Source organism: Aneurinibacillus tyrosinisolvens, from assembly GCF_001015055.1.
GTDB lineage: Bacteria > Bacillota > Bacilli > Aneurinibacillales > Aneurinibacillaceae > Aneurinibacillus_A > Aneurinibacillus_A tyrosinisolvens.
The window spans coordinates 159,525-184,038 of the sequence record NZ_BBWZ01000007.1; the positions used below are offsets into that span (position 1 = coordinate 159,525).

Sequence of the window (24,514 nt, forward strand, 5' to 3'; positions counted from 1 at the left end):
GCGAATGGATGCTGTGTACGGGATTTTTTGTTATAGTTCGCTATTCCCCTTACTCGAATTTTTAATAGGAAGGCATATAGTTACTTCTGTTCCTTTTCCTTCCTCACTTTCCAGCTTAATCTTTCCGAAGTGCATGGAAACAATATGCTTCGCTATGGATAATCCTAATCCTGATCCTCCTGTTTCCCTATGGCGCGCTTTATCTACGCGATAAAAACGCTCAAAAATAATGGACAGTTCGTCCTTAGGAATCCCAATCCCGTAATCTTTTATCTTTATAAAAGCCCATTCCTTTTTTTTACTTACGTAAATTTCGATTTTTCCCTTGCTATATTTCAAAGCATTATCAAGTAAGATGAGTAAAACCTGGTTCATCTTCATCTCATCCGCCCAAATAACGACAGGCTCATCCGGATAAATGAGCTTAATTTCTCGTTTATATACTTTTCGCAAAGGGTTTGCTACCTCTTCACAGAAAGGAAGCAGGTCAATCTGCTGGATATCTAACGTATTTTCTTTTTCTAATGAAGCTAAATCCAGGAGCTGCTGCGTCATTTTTTTCATCCGAATTGCTTCAGAGTAAATGGCATCAATCGACTCCCGCTGTAAAGCCTCGTCTTTCATTCCCCATCTTCTCAGTAAATTGGCATAACTTTCAATAATCGTTAGCGGTGTTTTCAATTCGTGGGAAGCATCTGAAACGAATTGCTGCTGTTTATCAAAGTTATCCTGGAGTCGATCCATCATTCCATTGAACGTTTTAGCCATAATAGAAAGTTCATCCTGAGCTTTTCTTTCAATTGCTATGTTTTTTAAAACACCGCTTTTTTGAATGCCTTCCATTGTATGAATCATTTTTGAAATGGGCCGGAGAATAAAGCGGGATAGAAGAGTCCCTCCGACCAGGGATAATAAAATAGCAGCTACAGAAGACATAAAAAGAGCATAAAGAAGAGTGTTCACGCTTTCTGCCAGGGCTATTAGCTTTTCAGAAATCTCTATACATTCAACCGTATGGCCATTTGATTGGATAGGTACACGAACGGTGAGAACCTGGTAATCTTGCAGGCTGTTTAATTCCCATTCTCGTAGCACATTAAAATCCGGCTCAATTTGCCGTAGGGAAGGATCATTTGTGACCTCATTTATCACACGTCTGTTCAAGTTTACAATGCGTATGATTGAGCTTTCAGGTAAAAACGAGGCAAGAATATTATCTGTTTTCCCGTTAACCTGGCCATTTGTCAGTTTTTCAGCAATTTCTTGTCCCTTTCTCTGCAGCATGTCCGTTTCTGTTTCCGTTGTTATCCTTATGAAAAGATAGTAAATCGTTGTATTCAAAAGAATTAAAATAAAAAGTAACCACACTGTTGTTACCAAATTCAATTTGGTTTTTAACCTCATACCTGCCTCTCCTTTATGCTATACCCAACGCCTCGAATCGTATGAATCAGGGGATAAGAAAATCCCTCATCGATTTTCTTTCTCAAGTACCGAATATAGACATCTACAACGCTTGTTTCTCCGAAAAAGTTATCTCCCCAAACATTTAAAATGATTTTTTCGCGGTTCACAACCTGGTTTTTATGTTTCATTAAATAGACGAGTAAATCGAATTCTCTTGGCGTAAGAGAAATTTCCCGGCCGCTTCTCGTAATGATACGTGTTTCAATGTGAACAGTTAAATCATCTACCGAGAGAGCTTCTTCCTCTGTACTTTCATTTGATTCGTCTTTTTGTAGTTGGGAGGAACGAATAGAGGCTCGTATCCTCGCCAGCAGTTCTTCAATCTCAAACGGTTTCGTTATATAATCGTTTGCTCCTTGATCTAACCCCATTACTTTATCAGGTATGGTATCACGTGCTGTTAACAGAATAATCGGTGTATGGGAATCCGTAGTTCGAATCCTTCTCAATACTTCAATCCCGCTGAGCTCAGGCAGCATCACATCCAAAAGAATTAAATCCCAGCTTTCCCTTAATGCTTTCTCCAATCCAATTCTGCCTGTTTCTGCACAGTTTACCTCGTATCCACCGTACTCCAGCTCTAAACTAATAACCCTGGAGATTTTCACTTCATCTTCTATTACAAGTATTTTTTCTTTCATTTCTTTCCCCTCTTTATGGATTGTTATTCCGCATTATTTCCGAATAGACACCATCTAATCGAGCATACCATAAAAAGAGCAGAACTCTCCTCAAATTTTGAAGGAGAGTTCTGCTGGATTTACTCATTTTTGATTATATTGTTTTACTTTCCAGCTTTTTCCTGGCTATCAGGAACTTCACCATCTTTCTGGTCATCTACTGTTCCGTTTGCTTTTTCTTGAGCGTCAGGAACTTCACCATCTTTCTGGTCATCTACTGTTCCGTTTGCTTTTTCTTGAGCGTCAGGAACTTCACCATCTTTTTGGTCGTCTACGGCTGCTTTGGCGTTAGTTTGAACAGTAGCCTTTGGTGCTGCAGCAACTGGAGCTGCTTTTTCTACTGCGTCAGGAACTTCCCCGTCTTTTTGGTTATCTGCTGTTACTTGTTGGTTTGGTGCAGGAGTTGATGCTGCGTTGGCTTGTGCAATTGTAAAAGCTCCTCCTCCAACCAAAGTTAGTGCTAATGCTGAAGCGACAATTTTTTTATTCATGATCATGTTCCTCCTAAGTTTTTTTGATGTCTTACAGGTCTTATCTTATAGGACAGTGCATTGGATTCTCCCAAGATTTTCATTAGAAAAAGCTTAAAATTCTCTTAGAAAAAAAGTTTGTTTTTCATTAAATGTTTACTTTTATGTAACAATAACGTCATATATGTTATTTATTATGAAATAGAAGGCTCGAATAAATTCCAGGAAGGGAGCAGATTCGATACGCATGAAGAATAAGACATTTTGGCAAAACAGCGGTCTTATCGTGATCAGCGGTCTTGGAGGATATGTTCTTTCCTTAACAGGGATGTCGATTGGGTGGATGGTTGGAACACTGCTCATGGCCGGCATTCTTTCCTTTTGGAAGCCAGGGTGGTTGGGGATGGCAAAGCAAAAGAAAGGCATCCACCTTATTGGCGGTATATTGGACAAGCAGTTTTAGGTATAGAATTAGGACAAAGTATGAATGTATCGATGCTGGATGCATTTGAAGACAATTCAATAACGATTACAGTAATGCTCATTCTATCTATTGTTTTTGCTTTGATTTCTGGGTTAATTCTATGGCGATACACGAAAGCGGATATGATGACGAGTCTTTTCGGAACGACTCCGGGCGGAATTTCAGCTATGCCCAGCATTGCTGAAGAGGTCGGTGCCAATCCTGTCGTGGTAAGTATCGTTCAGTTGATTCGTATTTTTCTTGTTGTAGGTACGATTCCATTTCTTGCTTTATATTGGAATTCAGGAACCGGAACGTCTCATACCCCGGCAGGAGGTGCGCCGCATACAAGCGCAGCGAATTCTATTGCAGCCTTCTCTCTCAGTTCCCTTCTGTGGACAGGTCTGCTGGCACTGGCAGCAGGGGGGGGATACTATGTGGCAAAAAAAATAAAACTGCCGGCTCCCTGGCTGGTGGGCGGAATGCTGGGAACCGCCGCTGCCCAGATGCTCGCGTCTTCCTTTATAGGGGGAGGGGTTACGGCCTGGTGGCCGCATGAATTCATCATACTGGCCCAGGTTTTTATCGGAGCAAGCATCGGTTCCCGGCTGCATAAAGAGATGTTTGCGGGAGCCGGGCGAATCGTAGTGGTAGGTGTACTAAGCTCTTTCGGGCTTGTGCTTGTCATGGCGCTTTGCGCAGCGGGGGTATCTGAGGTAACACAAATCCCCCTCGTTACATGTGTATTAGCATTTGCCCCCGGCGGAGTCGCCGAGATGGCTACAACATCGCTCGCGCTTCATGCAGATGCCGGCTTTGTCGTAGCCGTTCAATCGCTGCGTCTTATTACTATTTTTCTCATCCTGCCGCCTTTCTTCAGGTTGCTGCATCGCCAGGCCGATCAGGCTGCTGCGTCATCAAGCCGGCCAGGCAGATGGTAAATCCAGAATGGCAAATTAAAATAAATCTATCTATCTTAGAGAAAAGGCGGCCCGCACACAGGCCGCCTTTTCTTAGTAAGTACAACCATACTTAATATGCGCACTCGCTCGTTTTTTGTGTAGAAAACGGGTTCTCATCGAATTCTCATTAACATCTCATGCGGCAGTAATAGAAAGGACCATATTAATTATATAGACTTGTTTTATGGGGAATACTTAAAACCAGCCCGCTATCGATAGATTCTCTTCCGAAAGTACAGTCGAATCTTAAAATTCGCTCTGTACTTTTCTCGGTTCATTGAAAGCTTGCTGCTGCCGATTGCTGCCAGGGGATATCACATATAAGGAGAGAATAAAACGATGTGTGGATTTGTAACCATTTATAATAAAAATCAACGACCTGTTTCACAACAACAATTACTGGAAATGACTCGTGTTATTGCACACCGTGGGCCAGATGATGAAAGAGTGCATGTGTCAGAACACGTCGGATTAGGATTTCGCAGGCTTAGTATTATTGATTTAAACCATGGAGCCCAGCCTCTCCGCCATCCATCTAAAGACATCTGGGTTACCTTTAATGGAGAAATTTATAATTACCAAGAATTAAGACAATGGTTAATCGGGAAAGGGCATACCTTCCATACACAGTCCGATACCGAAGTAATCGTTCATTTATACGAAGAAGTTGGTACGGAATGTCCGAAACTTTTGCGTGGCATGTTTAGCTTTGTTATCTGGGATAAGGAGCAGGATGTCTTATTTGGTGCGCGTGATCCCTTTGGAGTAAAGCCTTTGTACTGGACAGAAACACCGGAAGGCTTTATTTTTGGTTCAGAAATAAAGAGCCTGCTTCTGGCAGAAAAAACGAAACGTGAAGTGGACGTAACTTCTTTTTATCATTACCTTACTTTTCAATACGTTCCTGAACCGGGAACGATGTTTCAGAACATTTCTAAGCTCCAGGCCGGGCACCTCTTTCTTATTTCAGAGGATAAACTGATGATGGAGCCTTACTATAGCGTTACCTTTAATCCGGATGAAGAAAAACCTCTTTCCTATTTCGTTGAAGGAGTTCGCGATATTCTTCAGGAATCGGTTAGCATTCACCGCATAAGTGATGTATCCAGAGGGGCTTTCTTATCCGGAGGAATCGATTCCAGCAGCCTTGTATCTCTGCTGCAAAAACACGAACCGACCCAAACGTTCTCGGTCGGATTTGATATGTTTGGATATAGCGAGCTAGAGCAGGCCAGTTCAACGGCGCAGTACCTGGGGACGGATCACCATGAAATATGCATAACTTCACAGCAATATCTCTCCACTCTCCCAAAAATCATCTGGCATATGGATGAACCGGTTGCTGATCCATCGGCGATCGGGCTTTATTTTGTTTCACAGCTGGCAAGTAACTTTGTCAAAGTAGTGTTTTCCGGCGAAGGAGCGGATGAGTTTTTTGGTGGGTATAACATTTATGGCGAGCCTCATTCCCTGCGCCACTTTCAGTATCTGCCTGCCTGGCTCAAAATTCTGCTGAGAAAGTTTGCCAATGTGCTGCCTGAAGGGATGAAGGGAAAAAGCTTCCTGGAAAGGGGAGCCCAGCCTCTTGAGCAGCGTTTCTTTGGCAACGCTAAGATTTTTACAGAGGAAGCAAAACAACAGATCCTCGGTTTTCACCTTAATAAATTAGAGGAGCCTATTTCTTCCTATGATGTGACAAAGCCGCTTTACGAGCGCGCGCATGGCTATGATGAAGCAACAAAGATGCAGTACATCGACATTCATACATGGCTGCGGGGAGATATTCTAATGAAGGCAGATAAAATGTCGATGGCCCATTCCCTTGAATTGCGGGTTCCTTTTATCGATAAGAAAGTTTTTGAATTGGCTGCTGCGATTCCAACAAAATATAAACTTTCTAACAGTGCAACAAAATTTGTCCTTCGGGAAGCGATGAAAGATATTTTACCGCCTTCGGTGCAGCACCGAAGGAAATTAGGCTTTCCTGTTCCGATTCGAGTTTGGTTACGGGGGGAATTTTATGGGTGGGCAAAAGAAGTGATTCACTCTGCAAATGTTGAAAACTTTATAAACAAATCCGCTGCATTGCAAATGTTAGAACAGCATAAGGAGGGAAAAATAGATTACAGCCGGAAACTGTGGACGATAATTATTTTCATCATATGGCACCAGATTTACATGGAGGGCGGAGACGCTGCTTTGATTCCAGATGATTTCCCGCAGATTAAGGGAGCGGATGCAATATGAAACGGCTTATTTTGTTACTGCTCTTGCTTTTGCTGTTTTTGCGATCCTTCGTTTATGCTGAAGAAGTGCTGGATAGAGCTCAAACGCCCTTATTTAATTTAGGTGCTTTCTCATCAAATTCTCATTTGCATCTAATGTGGCAGTAATAGAAACTGCCATATTAATTATATACACTAACTTTATGCGGAATAATATCAATTAAATATGTGGGAGGAAAACGCAATTATTTATGCAAAAAACCGCTTTTACTTTTAACGGAAAAGGGAACGATAAGACAGAATAAGGAGGGTTTATAAAGTGGAATATCGGCAGATGTTGAACAAGGTTCCAGAAGTTACGATCTTCTTCTGGATCATCAAGATACTGGCAACAACGGTGGGCGAGACGGCCGCAGACTTCCTGAACTTTAACCTGAACTGGGGCTTGACCAACACGACCTATCTCATGAGTGCCCTCTTGCTTATCACGCTGTTCTTCCAGTTCAAAGCGAGGAAGTATGTACCAGGGATTTACTGGCTTGCGGTCGTGCTGATTAGCGTTGTCGGCACGCTGATCACCGACAACCTCGTGGACAACTTCGGAGTCGCTCTGGAGACGACGACCATCGTCTTCACCATCGCGCTGCTGGCGACCTTTGCGGCCTGGTACGCGAGTGAGAAGACACTGTCCATTCACTCCATCTACACGACCAGGCGGGAAGCGTTCTATTGGTTGATCATCCTGTTCACCTTCGCCCTGGGTACTGCAGCCGGTGACCTCACAGCAGAGGGTCTCAACCTGGGTTACTTGAACTCAGCGCTCATGTTCGCCGCACTAATCGGGGTGGTGACCATTGCCCACTACTTCTTCAAACTGAATGGAGTGCTGGCCTTCTGGATTGCCTACATCTTGACCCGTCCTCTCGGCGCCTCTCTTGGCGACTACCTGTCACAGCCTCGCGATGCGGGCGGCCTTGGTCTGGGTACTGTGGGAACCAGTGCGATCTTCCTCGTAATTATCCTGGTCTTGGTCATCTACCTGACCAAGACGAGAAGAGACCAGCTTCCGAGTCCGAACGTAGCTGAGGAGTAAAGCAAGAGCCGGCGGCTTCAAGCGAGCCGCCGTGGATCCAGCGGGTGCTCGTAAATTAGAGGTTGATGTAACATTTATTGCCGCTATTTTAACGATCATTGGTTACTCTATAAATGATACAATAGCAATATTCGAATTCATATTCGGTTGTGAGCCGCTTCATATGTTAAAAATACATTCTCTTCGAAAAGTACAGTCGAATCCTGCATTCGGTCTGTACTTTTCCTGCTTAACCCTGGTTCAGTACAAAAACCGTGAAAGGGGAGGGGTAAATGGCACAAGAATCTATTTTATTAGTTGAAGACGAAGATAACGTCGCACGGTTTATTCAGTTAGAGTTAGAATTTGAAGGTTATTATGTTGAGGTGGCTTCCGATGGACAGCAGGGTTGGGAGTTATCCCAGCAGAAAGAATGGGATTTAATTCTTTTGGACTGGATGCTGCCCAAATTAAACGGGTTGGAAGTGTGCCGCAGGATTCGCAAACTCAGTGAGATACCTATTATTGTATTAACCGCCCGGGATTATGTAGGGGATAAAATCGCAGGCCTGGACACAGGAGCGGATGACTATATTACAAAACCGTTCGAAATCGAGGAGCTTCTAGCCCGCATACGGGCGAATTTACGGCGGCATAACAAGGAAAAGGGTGCAGCGAATGAGGGGATAATGCAACTGGAAGATTTGCTTTTAGACGAAAGAAAACGGCTCGTATTTCGTTCGGAAAATCAGATAGAGTTAACGCAGCGGGAGTTTGATTTGTTGCTGTACCTGATGCAGAATGCGGGTACAGTGTTGACCAGGGAACAGTTACTATCTAACGTTTGGGGTTTCGATTTTGTTGGGGAAACAAACGTTGTCGATGTTTACATTCGCTATCTTCGCAATAAATTGGATCGGGATTTTACACCAAAGCTGATCCAGACCGTCCGTGGGATAGGATACGTGCTTCGTTCTTCGTAAACGGCCGGAAAAGGTGCTATAAATCGTCTATGCGTATAAGAAAGGAGAGCAACGGTGAAGGAAGCTTGGCTAAAGAGATTTGCTATTTCCAATAGTACACTGATGGTTCGTTTTACTGTATGGTATATCGTTAGTCTGCTAGCTGTTATCCTGTTAATCGGAGTCATAATGATTGGAACCGTCGGGTATTTTTTGTTCCAGAATACGAAACAGGAAATGGAGGCCATTCAGTACAAATTACAGGCAGCCTCCCAGGAGGATAAAGTAAATTGGCAGGAAACACTGGATGAAATATTGTACCCGGACCATGCTAACTATTATATTCAGATAAATGATGCAGCGGGAAAGACACTGGCCCATTCACGCGGCTGGGAAAGGGACTTTAACAGTGATGATCAGCAGGCCCAGAAGAACTGGTTTAAAGGATTGCTATGGGATGATCAGGATGGCTTATTCTTTATAGACAAAAAAAACTGGAGCCAGAAAAACGGGAAAAATGGACAGATGCATATTGCCGTCCAGCTTAACAACATCGAAAACTTGCTGCTCCTTATTGTTAAAGTATTAGGGTTAACTACGTTAGTTGGTACGATTGTTGGTTCGTTCTTGATTTATCATTTAACACGCCGCAATATGCGCCCTTTATTTGCGATTACGGATGCAGTTGATAAAATTAAGCATTTCTCTACGCTTAGCCAGCGGATTCCGGTACCAAAAGGTCCCCAGGAGCTAACGAACCTATCTACTACGTTTAACACGATGTTAAACGAGCTGGAAAAACAATTTGAACGTGAGAAAGGGTTTATCGCTGATGCGTCCCATGAATTGCGCACTCCCCTTACCGCTTTACGAGGCCATCTAAAGCTTCTAAAACGCTGGGGAAAAGATAACCCTGATATCTTAGAGAAATCCATTGAATCAATGGATGAAGAAGGGATTCGGATGCAGCGCCTCATTGTTCAGCTATTGGAGTTAGCCCGTTCCGATCATATGCAGATAAAAAAAACGCAGGTGAATGTAGCGACAGTGATAAAAGAAGCGGTGGAGCAGTCGTGGCAGAATAGCAAAGACATATCGTTATCAGTGCACGCAGATGAGCTGATTTGTGTAATGGGTGATGCAGATCAACTCAGGCAAATTATCGTAATCTTACTTGAAAATGCTAAAAAATACACCAATACCGGGGGAAGCGTGAAAGTATCTGCATGTCAGGAACGTGGTATTGTTAAAGTCAGCGTTCAGGATACCGGCATCGGGATTCCTGAGGAAGACATACCTAAAATATTTGACCGTTTTTATCGTGTAGATAAAACACGTTCACGGAAAACAGGGGGTACAGGTTTAGGATTGCCCATTGCAAAGCAATTGGTAGAATTGCACAAGGGAACAATTGAGGTGGAAAGCGCAGTAGGGAAGGGAAGTACATTTACCATTCATCTTAAATCCGCCGCCTAGTTTAATAGGCGGGTAAAGAAAGCAGCCAGCCTGGTGTATCCAGGCTGGCTGCTCTTTATTATTATAAGGATTTTAAATTTATCGAGCAGGATTCAGCTTGCTTGCTTAATAAGTTATTACTCTTATAAAACGCGGCGTGCCGTTGCGTAATTCTGTTGATACCAGCTTCCATTTAAGTCGCTGATTTTAATATCGCTTTGTGAATTAGCGGCATGAACGATTTTATTGTTCCCAATGTAAATTCCCACGTGTCCTAATGGCTTGTGGCTGTTGTTGAAAAATACGAGGTCGCCTTTTTGCAGCTGTGATTTAGATACAGGAACGCCAACCTTAGCTTGTCCTTGCGGGCTGCGTGAATGGAGGTCAACGCCGTATTTCTGGAATACATAATAAGTAAAGCCTGAACAATCGAATGTCAGCGTACTAGGGTTCGTGTGTCCATAACGCGCTTTGCCAACCAGGCTAAGAGCATAGTTTACGATTCCGTCAGCTTTACTGGCGCTGCTGTTTGTGGGAGCTGGCTGCGTTGGTGCAGGCGTTGATACATCTGGCGCTGCTGCGGCAGAATCTTGTGGTGCCGGGTTCGCTTGCGGTGCTGGTGCAGTTGTTGATGTATCAGGCGCCACAGCAAAATCCTGAGGTTCCTGGTTTACTTTTGGCTGGTGTGAACGGTAATGATGCACTCTATTGTGTATATAATTAGACTCGTCCTGCTGGTCTGAATAGTTTCCGTTTCCTGCTTGATAATCATCGTAGCGAGGGCTGCTTGCACTTGCTGGAGAAACTACGCCACCTAAAAGTAATGCTGTTGCGAATGTTAATGGGATTAACTTCTTCATAAATTACCTCCGTTTTTTTGTGTTTTCTTGATGTCCGAAAAGTACCTTATTTCTGAGTTGACCAAAATCACTAACATGGATTATTATAAGGGAACTTTGACCACGAATGAGGTGGTAAATTATGCTACTATTTTTTTTGAATATACCAGGTTTATAAAAAATGCTGTTATAACAAGGTCTTCCTACTATTTTGTTTCCAGTAATTTGTTATTTAATTCCCAGTATTTATGACATACAAATAGACAACCGATTTTTGGTGTCTATCGGTTGTCATTCAAAAATCCGTGCCAGTTCGGCCGGCACAGGACGTGCCGTACGGGTTTCGCTATCCATCGTTACGCTTGTAACTAGCGCGTCCGCCACCGGGACCCCATCCTGATTATGTATCTCCTGCTTCAGCACATAGCTTGTTCGCCCTAGCTTTTCGGGGGATGTCGTAATCGTCAGCCTGTCGTTCTGCCGGCATTCTTTACGATAGTTAATCGTAATATTAACGGTAACGGTTTGAATTCCCATGGCGTCGAACGTGTCATAATCAAGATGGGCCTGCTCATACCATTCTTCACGGCCCCACTCTAAATATTCAAGGTATTTGGCATTGTTTACATGGCCATTCACATCAATTTCTGTCGAACGCACGACAATTTCCAGCGATGCTTTCATCCATTTCCCTCCATTATCTATTAAAATCCATGTTTTCTAAAGATATGATACCCCGGTTTTTGCCATATGTACAGGTGGTAATGGAAGAATACAACAAAGCACAGCATGAGGTGACCTGAATGAAAAAAACAGGAAGGATGTTGTTGGTTCTTGCCGCTGCGTTCTTCCTCTTCAGTGGATTTTTCGCCCTAGATAAAGGAGGATTCCAAGCCGACTCACTGGCCGAGTGGATAAGCCAGGTGAAGAATAATAAGTGGATTTCCTCTGTACTGGCAGATGATAGGCTTAGTGTATTAAGTGAAAAATCAGCAAGAGGAGACGCACACCGGGAAGCCAAGAAAGCATTGGAGCAATGGGCGGCAGCAATTGGCGGGCGGAACGAGCGTGCAGTAGAGCAGTGGATGGAGCCGGAAAACAACAAGCAGATTATCCGCAGGCTGGCAGTTGCGCCGATAAGCCATGTGAAAATTAAATTGACAGGTGCAGGTAACCTGGAGACGGCACAGGGTGAAGCCATCCTGAAAAACGTGAAGGCAGAAATAAAGTATCGCTACAACGGCGGAAAGGAATCCGAAGAATATCCGATGATACGGTCCTTTGATCTACTAAAGAGGAATGGTCAGCCCTGGAAAATTAGCAATTACCGGCCAGTGGATCAGCCCGTCCTCTTCGAAATGGGAGAAACAAAGGCAAGAAAAAGTAAGAATTTTCTTTTCTTTTATCATGCGCAAAGCGAGCCGCAGATAGAGCAAATTATTGAAAAAACAGAGCAGGCATATCAAGAGATTGGGAAGACACTAAACGCGGCTGGCAATCCGCCGTATCCGGTGCTTGTTTATCCTAAGGAAAGCATGTGGCAGGGCGGGCATACAGTGGCAACGGCTTCCGGGCAATATTTTATTAACGCTGCAGGGTACAAAGTAACCAATCAATTTGTCTCATTAAATATGGAGGCACTTGAACAATCCAATGAAGATGACAGCGTTTATACGACATTGAAACACGAAATCGTGCATGTGTATCAATTCCCGCAGCTTCCTCCCTATGTGCCCGTATGGCTGCTTGAGGGGATGGCCATGTACTACAGCGGTGATGATATGTCCTATGTGTTCAAGGGATCGGACGGGATGGAACGATTAAATGAGATTGATTTAACTAAGCTTACGGCAAGCGAAAAACTTGGCGAGGTAGGGTTCGGTGTGAGCGGGAGAAAACAGCAGCAGGAATACGCTTTCTCGTACTGCATGGTCAAATATATTATCGAAACATATGGACAGGAAAAGCTTAATGACTTGATTCAATCGTATAGCAGCACCTCCTGGTCTGCAATTAAGGGCGATGTGCCCCGGGACAAAGAGAGCAAGAACAAATATAAATGGGAAGCGGTGACAACAAAGTTAACCAATGAATATTTACAGAAGCATTTCGGCATGTCTGAAAAACAATTGGAAGAGCATGTAAAGCAAAAAATTAAACAGGCGAACATACAATGATCACATTTTGTTTAAAAAAAATTCCAACTTCTGAAACAGTCCGGTCATACTTCTGCAGTAAAGTAGAAGCATAAGGAGGTGACGGGCACATAAGACGGTAAGCTGATGTACCCTATGGAAATGACATCACCTGAAAATGAACAAACGAGCAAAACGCCTGTATGAAATATGACCAGCTAAAAACTACCGTCTCTATCTTAAAAACTTCACGTTTTACACAATACTTACAAATTTAATATAAGCTTCACGCTTCTTCTTCCTAAAACAGCCGGTGCGATAAGTGCCGGCTGTTTTCATATACCTGGTTAGGACTTCCTTCCTCTCTGCGCGTTCTATACTCAAAAAAAGCAATGTGAATGTGTTACAATAGGGAAGTCCGTGAACGGAGGGGGAATGTTGTATGAACCGCACGAAAGTTCTTGTCGCAGAGACGATACAAATGTGCTCGAAATTATACGGCTGTACTTTACGCAGCAGCAAATCGATTTAATAGAAGCACATGATGGGAGCGAGGCTGTCACTCTGGCGGAACAAGAAAAGCCGGACGTAATCATACTCGATGTCATGATGCCGAAAATGGATGGATTCGAGGCATGCCGTGAGATTAGAAAAACAATGGACATCCCGATTATTATGCTGTCGGCCAAGGGTGAAGAATTCGACCGGGTGCTTGGGCTTGAGCTTGGCGCAGATGATTATGTTACGAAACCGTTCAGCCCGCGCGAACTAATTGCAAGAATTAAGGCGATTTTCCGCCGGATGCAGCCCCGGAATATAGATGAAAAAGAGCAAGTGCAGCATGCAATGCAGTTTCACGATTTGCATATCGACCTTCAAGGCCGCCAGGTCACAGTCTGCGGGGAGAAAGTGTCTTTCCGCCCGAAGGAGTTCGATTTACTTGTCTTTCTTGCGCGTTCGCAGGGGAGTGTATTTACGCGTGAACAGCTTCTTGAGCAAATATGGGGCTATGATTTCTTTGGAGACATACGTACAGTTGATGTTCATGTAAAGAAAATCCGCCAGCATCTTAATGGTTTGGACTATGAATGCATACATACCGTATGGGGTGTCGGTTATAAGTTTGAGGTGGAAGCGCCGTGCAGCGGGTAAGAGATTGGCTTGGGACTAATAAAAGTATTTTCCGTAAGCTTCTCTTTAGCTACATGGTAACCGTCCTGCTCGGTCTGGGTGCACTTGGCCTGTCGATGTCCGTTATGGCCAAGAATTATATATACGACGGTACGAAAGAAGAACTCTTACGTAAGGCAAAGAAAGTAAACCTCGCGATTCAGCGTTATCCGATCCAGGACGAGCAAACGCAGGGAATGCTGGCGTTTCTGGATCAGACTTTTGACACGCGCATCTGGGTATTTAATATGAAGGGGCAAATTATTTCCACTTCGACAAAGGATGAGGTGTTTATTGGCAAGTCGGTGGCACGTTCCATTGTCGATCAAGTGCTGCAGGGAAAAGATGTCGTACAGAACCTTGCCTTTGAAGGCCTGAACAAACCGATGGTGTCTGTCGTTGTGCCGTGGGGAGAAAAAGACCATGTGTTCGGCGGGATTGTCCTGCACGCACCGGTTGAAGGTATCGAAGAAACGATTGGGAAGATGAGGGAAATGATTCTGTGGGCAACGCTATTCGGAATTCTGCTTTCCACAGTGATGGTATCCTACCTGTCGTGGACCATTTCCCGCCCATTAAAGCGAATTGACGAAGTTGCACTGGAAATTGAGAAGGGCAATTATGATCAGAGGGTGCACATCACCTCACAGGATGAAATCGGAGACCTGGCCCGTTCCATCAACCAGATGGCCGGCACGCTGGAACTGGTTGAGACGGAAAGAGCGAGCTTCGAACAGACGAGAAAGGATTTCCTTGCCAACGTGTCCCACGAATTGCGCACCCCTCTTACGACAATGCAGGGGTTTTTGGAAGCATTGCAGGACGGGCTCGTGGTGGAAGAAGCCTCCAGGCAGAAATATTACGATGTAATGTACAAAGAAACGATCCATATGAGCCGCCTTGTAAACGACTTGCTTGAACTTGTTCGTCTTGAGAGGCATGAGGCCGAACTCGTTCGGCGCCCGATTAACATTGAATCGGTTTTGCAGCGGATTGTTTTTTCCTTTAAGGAAGAAGCGGCAAAACGCGGGATCAGCCTCCAGCTTACTGTTCAATCTCCGCTCCCGGGAATCATCGGGGATCCGCACCGGATTGAACAAATTTTTATTAACCTTATTAATAACGCATTGAAATTTACAGAGCAAGGGTCTGTAAGCGTGGAAGCAGCAGCGGTCCGGGAAGGAACGGAAATCGTCGTAAAAGATACCGGGATCGGTATTTCTAGCCACGACGTTGAGCGAATCTGGGACCGTTTTTTTAAAGTGGATCGCGTTCGTTCACGGAGCGAGGTAGGAACAGGCCTGGGACTGGCCATTGTAAAGGAATTGGTAGAGCTTCACCAGGGTACTGTCACAGTGAAAAGTGAAGTGAACAAGGGAACAGCGTTTACCATCTGGTTTCCCGGGGAAAAGAAGTAGCAATGGTTAAAACCCTGTACCGAATCAAAGACGCCGGTACAGGGTTTTTATTTTCTCCTACGTTTCGTAGGGCGCTATACTACTTTTCCTCAATTGTTATCGTTTTGACAAACACTTTTTCTACTGGTACGCTTTCCTCACCCGTAGGGCTCTGCGTAACTTGTACATTTGAAATTTTATCTACTGTATCCATTCCGTCGATCACTTTACCGAAGATAACATAATCAGGCTGGGTATTTAATCCTGCCGCTCCCGGCCCGTTGCAAATAAAGAACTGGCTGCCGCCGGAATTCGGCTGGTTCGTTCTTGCCATGGCGACAATTCCTTTCTCGTATTTGCGCTTCACAGGCAGCTCATCTTCAATGTTATACCCAGGACCGCCTGTCCCGGTGCCGAGCGGGTCACCGCCTTGAATCATAAAATCCTTGATAACCCGGTGGAAAATAACGCCATCATAAAATTTCTCGCGGGAAAGGAATACAAAGTTATTTACCGTTTTCGGTGCTTCCTTCGCCAGCAGCTCAATGGAGATATTTCCTTTGTTCGTTTCCATGTGGGCGATATATGTTTTGTTCGGATCGATTGCCATCGGCGGGGCGCTTGCCCACTGTTTTGCCGGTTGTTTCGGCTGCGCCTCCTGCTTACCCTGTTCCGGGTTTTTTCCGCTGTTTGCGGAGCAGGCGGCCATCGTGAATACGAGGGCAACAGCCAGCAAAATAATAAAAGAGATGCGTTTCATGAACTTCCCATCCTTTGCCTGTGTTATTTAGTTTGGGGGACGACGGGACGCATAATAACCTGATTCAGAATAATATGCTCAGGCGCGGCGGCCATCTGGTAAGCGATTTGTGCGACATCGTCAGGCCGGAGTGAATAATCCTTCGGTTCGGTCTGGCCGAAATACGTCTGTACCGAACCGGGGCAAATAACAGACACTTTGACGTTATGCGGCTTGAGCTCCTGTGTCAGAATGTCGGTAAAAGCCATGACTCCGAATTTACTCGTGCAGTATCCGCCGCCGCCGGGAAATGTCACCGTTCCGGCAACGCTTGAAATATTAATAATGTGCCCGGTCTGCCGCCGGGTGAGGTGAGGAACGACATATTTGGTGCAGAGAAACGTTCCTTTCAGGTTTACGTTCATCATCTCATCCCACTGCTCTACGGTTAGTTCATGGATGGGAGCGAAATGGCCAAGCCCGGCGTTGTTTATTAACACATCGATTTTCCCGTGCTTGTCCGCTATGTATTGTACATTCTTCTCCACGTCTGAAGCGCTTGTAATATCGAAGGGCAGGGGAACAATTTCTCCCTCAAGCGGCTGCGCCTCGGCGGATAATTTGTCCAATAAATCTGCATTGCGGGCGATAGCATATACGGTTGCTCCTTTTTCGGCGAATAAAAGGCACATTGCGTGGCCGATTCCTCTACTTGCGCCTGTAATGAGAACGATCTTGTCCTGCAGTGATTGTAATTGCAAATGGGTTCACTCCTTTTCCCGATTTTCATCTATCATTTTATCATACTCAGATATGGAATGAAAAAATAAAGAAAAAGCGATCGTTATCACAAGATTGTGTTAAAATGTTCGTATTACAATACATAGCTGGAGGAGTGGAAGAAGGATGTTTCGCACGATTTTATTTGATGTTGACGGAGTTTTACTCAGCGAAGAGCGGTACTTTGACGCCTCGGCGCTGACCGTATGGGAAATGCTCTACAGTCCGAGGTATCTTGGGCTGCAGGGAGATTCTTTCGAACCTGCCCCCGCAGAGGCGGTCATTCGCCGCGTGCGCGGGGAAGTATTCGACAAAGATAATGTATTAAACTTTGTAAAGACCAGAGGAATTAACGCGAACTGGGACATGGTGTATTTAGCTTTTTCATATCAGCTTATCCGCCTTCTGGCTGTTTTGCATGAAACCGCTCCGGAAAAAGTTGAGGAATTGCTGCAGGCTCAAATCAACAGAGACGCGCTGCACCGGATTCGGGAGATGGCCAATGGGACGCCGTTTACCGTGCAATATGATGCGTTTGTTCCTGATTTCGAAAAAGGCACGGCTGAGAAGCAGGCGCTTCTGCTGTATTTGAATGAGATTGCAGAGCAGAAAACAGGGATAAAGACAGACATTTTCTCCCGGAGCAGCGAGCTATGGGATTTATGTCAGGAAACATTCCAGGAGTGGTACCTTGGTGACAGGCTCATTGTGGAATCGATTGGACGAAAAGCGTACCAGGAAGGGAAAAAAGGGTTTCTTGATGACGAAATTCCGATTATTGCCCCTGAAAAGATGGCGGAAGTACTCAGTGAACTGAAAAGCCGGGGATATACGCTTGGAATCGGGACAGGGCGTCCGCGTATCGAAACGGTTGAGCCGCTTCGTGCCATGGGATTGCTGCAGTATTTTGATGAGAACCGCGTTGTTACTGCAAGTGATGTGCTGGAGGCGGAAAAGAAATACCCCGAACGGGCCCCTTTAGCCAAGCCGCAGCCATTCTGTTACATCAAGGGGATGCTTGGTATGGATAAAGAGGATGCAGACTGCTTTGCGCTGGCACTGCCGATCGAGAACGGAGCGGAAATCCTTGTTGTCGGGGATTCCGTAGCTGACTATATGGCGGCCCGCAGCATCGGCTGCAAATTTGCTGCTACATTGACCGGGCTGACCGGGGAGGAAGCGAGAGAGAAGTTTGAAGAATTGCAAGCTGATTATATTTTAAACGATATGACCGAAATTTTGACGGTTTTGTAGGGGTTGCGGGTTAAACGGTCTTGCACATCAAATACTAAGGAGAAGATAAACTACTGCCTTGCAGGAAATGTGAGGGTTGCTATGAAGATGTTCCTCCTGTTCCTTTTGCTTCTCACGTGTGTTGCATTTATCGATGCGCTAATAGATGTGCTTATGGGGAACACCTGGCTCGCCGCGCTGTACAATATTATTCATCCTTTTGAGGTGACAGAGCCAGGTGAAATTGTCTTCTTTCTCCTGTTGTTATTCGTAGCAGTAGCCGTTCCGTTTACTTCTTACTTAAAGGAAAAGAAACACTAAATTATTTATGGGCAGCACCGGATTGTTTATCTGCTCCGGACCTTCTGAAACGCTTTCGGAAGATGGCAACAAAAAACAGCATAAGCGGAATTCCGAGCTGGAATGGAAGATGGAGATATAACGGAACGATTTTTAATCCTTCCGTTATATGTTCGGAGTAATTGCTCGCAATCATCATGGACGAAAGAACGATAACGACCCCGACTGGAATGACGATGACAGACTGTTTCTCCAGCTTAAACAGGTCTGCCGTACCTGCGACTGCAACATAGAAATAGACGGCGATTTTAGAATATCCTCCAATGATTAATGTCAGTACTACGATCGGATCAAGACGCTGAATGAGTTCAGCGATATTGATTTTTCCAATCATTGTGAGCAGTGGGAATGTCGAGCGGGCAGCCATATCGACACCGAGAATGACGATGACGGTTATGGAAGCCAGAGTTAAGAGGAAGCCGCTGAAAATCATCCCGTATATTCCTGTTTTTACAGCCAGATGCGGTACATTTACGAACGGCAGAATCATTGTGAAAACAATCATTTCCCCAAACGGAAAGGTAAACGTCTGCAAATACCCTTTAAGTACAGTGGAAAACCCGTTCTCAAAGACAGGCAGCAGGTTGCGGACATCAATCAGCCCGGAGAAAGCGATGAACGTGTTGCCCACAATGCCTAAGAGAATAAGAGCCCCGAAGAAAATCTCACTCGTCCTGCTAATGACTTCAATCCCCTTGTATAATGTGTACATAACCGTCAGAATCATCAGCGTGTTAATGACGAGCAAAGGAGTATGGGGCAGTACGGATGTCAGGAGAAGTTCGCCAAAGTCGCGCAATACGCGCGAGGCAAGGTAAATAAAATAAACAACATACAGCAGGCCAATCGGCCAGCCGATGTATTTACCGAGGATGGCACGGATATAACCGGTTAAAGGGAGAGTTGGGTACCGGCGAAAAAGATAGCCATAAACAAGGAAGAGCAAAAGGCCGCTCATAACTCCAAGCAGAATGGCGATCCACGAATCCTGTTTTGCCTCAAGGCCCAGGCCGACCAACAATGCACTTCCAAGCTCAAACAAAACAATCATAGTAAACAGTTGCTTAAGGCTGATCTTTGCTTTTTCCATAGCATTCTTGCCTTTCTTCATCACGATAGAAGTTGTTCTGCCTATTTAGATGGTGCAGGTCTTGTCCGCAATCCCGTACGCCGTATGTATGAGGTAACGTTTACTTCCACATCGAGATCGGAGAACGTTTTGTCCCAATTCTTTTTCATGCTTTTCCATGCCGCCGGGTATGTCCGGTGGAATGCTTCACCGAACCCGAAAACGTCGCTTTCATACTCCTGTGCAGTTCTTATCGAATCCATAACTTCCTGTCTGATTCGCCGCTCCGTTTCCCTTTGAAGCTGATTGATGACTCCTGGCTGTATAACGTCCAAATCACATTCAACCTCATCGATGTTCCCTTCTTCTTTAACATGAACGACAATTTTAGGCTTCCCGCCCTGGAGCTGGGCCTCTATCTTTGCGTTGGCGCGAAGGACTTCGATGCTGATGGCGTTCTTCTTATCATTGCAGTCGATAACAAGGATGGTCGTTTTGACTTTATCCAGCACCCACGCAAGTCCCCGGGCTTTGCGGCCATCCAGCCAATGGATTAGCTTGCCGTCTTTGAAAAGAGCGATGCCGGCAAGCTCGAGCGTCGCTTTCGGTTTCGCTTCTTCCGTATTGGAAAGCGTGACCCCGGTCTTTTTATCTCCGGCAATGCGGATTCCGCTAATGATAGGCTCACCATTGTCGCTAACGAGGCCTCTGATAATATCTGAAATCGAAATGCTGAAATTTTCGCCCCACGTTTTCTCGGTGTTTTGCAAGGTGTCCCGTATATCATTCGCCGGGATTTTTTCCAGCGGAGTAATGGTAGAAATGATGGATTTTGCGCTCGTCTTTCGGGCAACGAACACAGGGAAATTCGTCCGTACTTCGTTATCCCGTTCCATTACGTCAAATAGATGCTTAATGCCCTGTTTCGCGGTTGTTTCATCAATAACGATTAAACGCGTGTGCGCAAAAAAAATCACACGCGGGACCTTTAATGCGCTTCTGCGGATCGCTTCATCAAGTGTACGCCCCCTGGTAGAATAAACGGCAATCGGAGCCCCTGAACCACCGCCTTTTTTTCCTGAGCTTGAAGCGACTTGCCCGGGATTGATAATCTGAAGGGAAACCTCGTACTCGTTTTTTTTCTCATCCTGATCCACTGCAATGGCGGTAACGATGGACAGTTCGTTTAATTCTCTTCGGTTCCAGCATCCTGTAAGTAAAATCAGTGTAATGAAGGCGGCAACCAAAAGGAAAGGTTTAGTCATCTTTTTTCCCTTCCTTCTCTGTGCTGTTCTCTGTGTCCCTATGTTCCGGGGAAGGCTGCAGACCGGGCTTCATTCTGTTTTTGTTCTCGCTGAGAAGCCTTGGCCGGCTCAACTGCGCCCACAGCGGAAGACGGATAAGAGCGTCCTTCTGCTCGGATAGAATGAAGGGGGTGAACGGCGCCAGGTACGGATAGCCAAAGGAGCGAAGGCTGCATAGATGCGCAACGAGAAAAATAAGCATCAGCGCTATCCCATACAGTCCGAACATGCTGGCGGAAACCATAAAAACAAAGCGGAGCAGGCGAGCTGATATGGCGAGGGTGTAGGATGGCACCGCAAAGCTTGCGATGGCTGTAATGGCGACAATAATAACCATCGCAGTCGATACGATGCCTGCCTCCACCGCCGCCTGGCCGATGACGAGCGCACCGACGATGGACACAGCCTGGCCGATGGCCCGCGGCATCCGAATCCCGGCTTCGCGTAAAATCTCAAAGGTAAATTCCATCATTATCGCTTCCACGATAGCCGGGAAAGGAATCCCTTCCCGCATTGCGGCCAGATTAATAAGCAGCATAGTTGGAATCATTTCCTGGTGATACGTAATGGCTGCGACATAGAGTGAAGGAGCAAGCAGCGAAATGAAGAACGACAAAAACCGCAGCATACGCAGGAAGCTTCCGATATCATAGCGATAGTAATAATCCTCAGAGGCCTGGAAAAAGTGGCTGAACGATGTAGGCGCAATAAGAGCAAACGGGGTGCCGTCCACAAGGATGGCAACGCGGCCTTCCAGCAGGTTGCCGGCTACCACGTCAGGCCGTTCTGTATTATAAACCGTTGGAAAAGGAGTCAGGGTTTGATCTTCGATGAGCTGTTCAATGTAGCCTGATTCGAGAATTCCGTCTATTTTAATGCGCGATAGCCTGCTTTTAATTTCATCCACCAATTCTTCGTTAACAATCCCCTTGATGTACATGAGCGATACATCGGTTTGTGTAACTTCACCAAGACGAATGGTTTCCAGCCAGAGGTTTGGACTTTTAATGCGGCGCCGTATGAGTGAAGTATTCGTACGGATCGATTCTGTAAAACCGTCCTTTGGCCCGCGGACAACGGTTTGTGAAGTAGGCTCGGTTACACTTCTCACCTTGCCGCCCCGGGTGCTTCCGATGATCGCTTCCGGTATACCATCAATAAGAATCGCTGTATCACCGGATAAAATGGAAAGAAAGAAGGTGTTCCAATCTGTGACCGTTTTTATGTCACCTAGCGTTAGCGTATCCTTCCCGATGGATTCAACAAGGCTTTTTGAGGAAGAAGGAGGATGATTGCCCGCATCCGGCGATTCAGCAATAAGGGACCGCATGATAAAATCATTAATCGCTGTTGTGTCAGCAAGTCCGTCAATGTAGAGGGCTGCTGCGTTTATTTTCGGGTTCTGTCCGATATGAAACTCGCGAATAATGATGTCGGTGCTGTTTCCCATTTCCTGCTTTATCTTTGTCACGTTCTCTTTTAAGGAAGAAGAAATCGGTTTTTTTTCACTGTCCGTATCATACGGTTCATCCTCCGCTTGTCTTTTGCTTTTTTTCTTGCCAAATAGCTTATTCCAGAGAGAGTTCATGTTGTACCCCGCCCGCAAGTGTTGTTAGATTTCCATTTTCTCCTTCTTGTTCTCTGTTTATTCATCGCGTCTTTTTTACAATAAAAAAGCTCCCTTGTGAAAGGGAGCGAGCTTACCTAATTTTATACGGTTATTTATCTTACAGTTCGATTTGGGTAACGCTCATGATTTCATTTAATTCCCCAAGTGAATCAAGAACATCGGGGTTCACTTCTTTGTCGACAGTGAGAAGCATGATGGCATGCCCGCCGACATCCCGGCGCCCTACCTGCATCGTAGCGATGTTGACACCGTTATTGCCTAGCGTTGTTCCCACCCGGCCAATGGCACCCGGTAAGTCCGTGTGGTGCACAAGCAGAAGATGGCCGCTTGGAATGAGATCGATAGAATAGCCGTCAATTTTTATAATGCGCGGTCCGTACCCGTTCAATAATGTACCGGCGACTGTTTTTTCTTCCTGGCTCGTTTTAAGCGTTACAGTGACCAGGTTTGTGAAGCCGCCATTATAGGTCGATTTCTGTTCGGTTACGTGAATGTCACGGTTTTTCGCAAGAATGGGCGCATTTACATAGTTAGCGGCCGCTCCTAGATGGTGAGACAGAATTCCCTTTAGCGTTGTACGCGTGAGGGGAGCGGTATCGATGTCTGTTAATTCCCCGGAATACGTAACGATAACTTCTTTTAAGCCGCCTACAGCGGTTTGCGCAATAAGTTCGCCCAGTTTCTCGTTCAGCTTAAAGAACGGCTGCACCTTCTCCAGCACATTGGCAGGAATGGACGGAAGATTGACGGCGTTTTTAAACGGCTCGTCATGCAAAATATGAAGGATTTCTTCCGATACATCAATCGCCACGTTCTCCTGCGCCTCCACAGTAGATGCGCCAAGGTGCGGCGTAACGATAACCTGGGGCATGTTTACAAGCGGGTTTTCCACAGGTGGCTCCTGCTCAAAAACATCGAGCGCAGCGCCGGCAACCTTGCCGCTCACGAGCGCTTCATACAGAGCTTTTTCATTGATAATTCCGCCGCGGGCACAGTTGACAACGCGCACACCGTCTTTCATTTTTTCAAACTCTCTCGTATTTAAAATATATTTCGTATCTTTTGTCAGCGGAGTATGGACGGTAATGAAATCTGCCTGCCTCACTACATCGTCAAGGGTGCCGAATTGCACACCCAGCTTGTCAGCTCTTTCCTGGGTAAGGAACGGATCGTAGGCGACAACTTTCATATTGAATGCTTTGCCTCGCTTGGCTACTTCCGCACCGATTCGGCCAAGACCCACAACCCCGAGCACTTTGTTGTTCAATTCAACGCCGGTAAACGATTTGCGATCCCATTCTCCTTCGACTAATTTTTTGTAAGCCATTGGGATGCGGCGTGCCAGTGCCATAATCATCGCAAAAGAATGCTCGGCAGTCGAAATCGTATTTCCGTCAGGGGCATTAATGACGATAACCCCGGCATTCGTTGCTGCCGCCAGGTCGATATTATCTACTCCAACCCCGGCCCGGCCCACCGCTTTCAGCTTTGTACCGGCTTCGATAATGGCAGGAGTCACCTTCGTCTGGCTGCGCACGAGCAGGGCATCGTATTCAGGAATGATGTCAATCAGTTCGGCTTCTGAAAGCCCTGTCTTGCGATCAACCTGTACATCGGGAGCGTCGAGCAGCTTTTGAATTCCAAATTCGCTTAATGGATCACTTACTAATACTTTAAACATACAATCAGCACCTCCGCGGCAATTTTGCCTTTTTCCACTCTTTTTTTGTAATAAAAAAACCTCTCGTGCTCGCTGCAATCCTGCAGCAAGGGACGAAAGGTTACTTTTTCGCGGTACCACCCTTATTCGCCGCTGTCTCGCAACAGCAGCCTCTTCCGGTCATACAATGACCGTCGCTTGTAACGGAGCATCCGTTCGAACCTACTTCAATGTTCGGCCCGACAGCTCAGGAGCGCTCAAACAGCAGGGAAATCACCGGTTCACAGCAGCCACCGGCTCTCTGGGGATTTCGTTCTGCGTTTCTCTCCATCATGGCTGTTTTTTGAATATCGTTTGTTGTTTGATAATAATTTACCATGTTCTATTGAAAGAGTCAAGGTGATTCAGGTAAATTCTTAACAATTATTTAGTTTGACTGATT

General features: G+C 45.6%; 19 protein-coding genes, 3 pseudogenes and 1 other annotated feature. Of the genes and pseudogenes, 11 read left to right on the plus strand and 11 right to left on the minus strand.

All coding sequences use genetic code 11. The annotated features are described in order from the left end of the window. Positions 1-30: 30 nt before the first annotated feature. The 3 genes from MBEAL2_RS09240 to MBEAL2_RS09250 form a co-directional block, all read right to left on the minus strand. Positions 31-1,404, minus strand: a complete 1,374-nt coding sequence (locus tag MBEAL2_RS09240; protein WP_047152005.1) for a sensor histidine kinase — start codon at positions 1,402-1,404, stop codon at positions 31-33. Further along, positions 1,401-2,108, minus strand: coding sequence for a response regulator transcription factor (locus MBEAL2_RS09245; protein WP_047152006.1), 708 nt, complete (start codon positions 2,106-2,108; stop codon positions 1,401-1,403). The genes MBEAL2_RS09240 and MBEAL2_RS09245 overlap by 4 nt, the downstream gene beginning before the upstream one ends. Before the next feature lie 143 nt (positions 2,109-2,251). Next, complete coding sequence (locus MBEAL2_RS09250) at positions 2,252-2,638, minus strand: hypothetical protein (RefSeq protein ID WP_047152007.1); 387 nt, start codon at positions 2,636-2,638, stop codon at positions 2,252-2,254. A 226-nt stretch (positions 2,639-2,864) separates the two neighbouring features. Between MBEAL2_RS09250 and MBEAL2_RS09255 the strand changes: the two are divergent. The 6 genes and pseudogenes from MBEAL2_RS09255 (at position 2,865) to MBEAL2_RS09280 (ending at position 9,777) form a co-directional block, all read left to right on the plus strand. Next, positions 2,865-4,021: pseudogene (locus MBEAL2_RS09255) on the plus strand (AbrB family transcriptional regulator). 360 nt (positions 4,022-4,381) lie between these two features. Continuing rightward, positions 4,382-6,289 carry an asparagine synthase (glutamine-hydrolyzing) gene (gene asnB, locus MBEAL2_RS09260; RefSeq protein ID WP_047152008.1) on the plus strand — a complete coding sequence of 636 codons (1,908 nt, stop codon included), beginning with the start codon at positions 4,382-4,384 and terminating at the stop codon, positions 6,287-6,289. A 312-nt stretch (positions 6,290-6,601) separates the two neighbouring features. Continuing rightward, positions 6,602-7,360 (plus strand): COG4705 family protein, encoded by a 759-nt coding sequence (locus MBEAL2_RS09265; protein WP_082129859.1) that lies wholly within the window; start codon positions 6,602-6,604, stop codon positions 7,358-7,360. Positions 7,361-7,412: 52 nt separating this feature from the next. Then, positions 7,413-7,502: pseudogene (locus tag MBEAL2_RS33965) on the plus strand (hypothetical protein); the annotation flags it as partial. A 130-nt stretch (positions 7,503-7,632) separates the two neighbouring features. Beyond that, positions 7,633-8,322, plus strand: coding sequence for a response regulator transcription factor (locus tag MBEAL2_RS09275; RefSeq protein ID WP_047152011.1), 690 nt, complete (start codon positions 7,633-7,635; stop codon positions 8,320-8,322). A gap of 54 nt (positions 8,323-8,376) precedes the next feature. After that, positions 8,377-9,777 (plus strand): sensor histidine kinase, encoded by a 1,401-nt coding sequence (locus MBEAL2_RS09280; protein ID WP_236692738.1) that lies wholly within the window; start codon positions 8,377-8,379, stop codon positions 9,775-9,777. Between the two features lie 122 nt (positions 9,778-9,899). On the opposite strand, the gene MBEAL2_RS29125 is transcribed toward MBEAL2_RS09280, so the two are convergent. Continuing rightward, positions 9,900-10,616 (minus strand): C40 family peptidase, encoded by a 717-nt coding sequence (locus MBEAL2_RS29125; RefSeq protein WP_052947613.1) that lies wholly within the window; start codon positions 10,614-10,616, stop codon positions 9,900-9,902. Positions 10,617-10,886: 270 nt separating this feature from the next. Next, positions 10,887-11,279: an acyl-CoA thioesterase gene (locus MBEAL2_RS09290; RefSeq protein ID WP_047152012.1), complete on the minus strand. Its 393-nt coding sequence runs from the start codon at positions 11,277-11,279 to the stop codon at positions 10,887-10,889. Between the two features lie 119 nt (positions 11,280-11,398). Between MBEAL2_RS09290 and MBEAL2_RS09295 the strand changes: the two genes are divergently transcribed. The 3 genes and pseudogenes from MBEAL2_RS09295 to MBEAL2_RS09305 all read left to right on the plus strand — a co-directional run bounded on the left by MBEAL2_RS09295 (position 11,399) and on the right by MBEAL2_RS09305 (position 15,318). Further along, entirely contained in the window at positions 11,399-12,772 is a 1,374-nt protein-coding gene (locus MBEAL2_RS09295) for a peptidase MA family metallohydrolase (RefSeq protein WP_047152013.1), read from the plus strand. Positions 12,773-13,172: 400 nt separating this feature from the next. Further along, positions 13,173-13,882 (plus strand): annotated as a pseudogene (locus MBEAL2_RS09300) (response regulator transcription factor). Next, positions 13,870-15,318: a sensor histidine kinase gene (locus MBEAL2_RS09305; RefSeq protein ID WP_236692739.1), complete on the plus strand. Its 1,449-nt coding sequence runs from the start codon at positions 13,870-13,872 to the stop codon at positions 15,316-15,318. The pseudogene MBEAL2_RS09300 and the gene MBEAL2_RS09305 overlap by 13 nt, the downstream one beginning before the upstream one ends. A gap of 79 nt (positions 15,319-15,397) precedes the next feature. On the opposite strand, the gene MBEAL2_RS09310 is transcribed toward MBEAL2_RS09305, so the two are convergent. Both MBEAL2_RS09310 and MBEAL2_RS09315 read right to left on the minus strand, forming a co-directional pair. Next, on the minus strand, positions 15,398-16,057 hold the full coding sequence (locus tag MBEAL2_RS09310; RefSeq protein WP_047152014.1) for a peptidylprolyl isomerase: 660 nt from the start codon (positions 16,055-16,057) through the stop codon (positions 15,398-15,400). Positions 16,058-16,080: 23 nt separating this feature from the next. After that, positions 16,081-16,797, minus strand: a complete 717-nt coding sequence (locus MBEAL2_RS09315) for an SDR family oxidoreductase (RefSeq protein WP_201780813.1) — start codon at positions 16,795-16,797, stop codon at positions 16,081-16,083. 145 nt (positions 16,798-16,942) lie between these two features. Here MBEAL2_RS09315 and MBEAL2_RS09320 point away from each other — a divergent pair, with 145 nt between their 5' ends. Beyond that, entirely contained in the window at positions 16,943-18,070 is a 1,128-nt protein-coding gene (locus MBEAL2_RS09320) for an HAD family hydrolase (RefSeq protein WP_047152015.1), read from the plus strand. A gap of 81 nt (positions 18,071-18,151) precedes the next feature. Further along, entirely contained in the window at positions 18,152-18,370 is a 219-nt protein-coding gene (locus MBEAL2_RS09325; RefSeq protein ID WP_152667740.1) for a YczF family membrane protein, read from the plus strand. Position 18,371: 1 nt separating this feature from the next. On the opposite strand, the gene MBEAL2_RS09330 is transcribed toward MBEAL2_RS09325, so the two are convergent. The 4 genes from MBEAL2_RS09330 to serA form a co-directional block, all read right to left on the minus strand. Beyond that, the gene (locus tag MBEAL2_RS09330) at positions 18,372-19,499 is read right to left on the minus strand and encodes a GerAB/ArcD/ProY family transporter (protein ID WP_047152062.1); all 1,128 of its coding nucleotides are present in this window, start codon (positions 19,497-19,499) and stop codon (positions 18,372-18,374) included. A 41-nt stretch (positions 19,500-19,540) separates the two neighbouring features. After that, positions 19,541-20,743, minus strand: a complete 1,203-nt coding sequence (locus MBEAL2_RS09335; protein WP_047152017.1) for a Ger(x)C family spore germination protein — start codon at positions 20,741-20,743, stop codon at positions 19,541-19,543. Next, on the minus strand, positions 20,736-22,370 hold the full coding sequence (locus MBEAL2_RS09340; RefSeq protein ID WP_047152018.1) for a spore germination protein: 1,635 nt from the start codon (positions 22,368-22,370) through the stop codon (positions 20,736-20,738). The genes MBEAL2_RS09335 and MBEAL2_RS09340 overlap by 8 nt, the downstream gene beginning before the upstream one ends. Positions 22,371-22,509: 139 nt before the next feature. Next, positions 22,510-24,093 carry a phosphoglycerate dehydrogenase gene (gene serA / locus MBEAL2_RS09345; RefSeq protein ID WP_047152019.1) on the minus strand — a complete coding sequence of 528 codons (1,584 nt, stop codon included), beginning with the start codon at positions 24,091-24,093 and terminating at the stop codon, positions 22,510-22,512. Positions 24,094-24,178: 85 nt separating this feature from the next. Further along, positions 24,179-24,415, minus strand: a binding site (T-box leader). Positions 24,416-24,514: the final 99 nt, after the last annotated feature.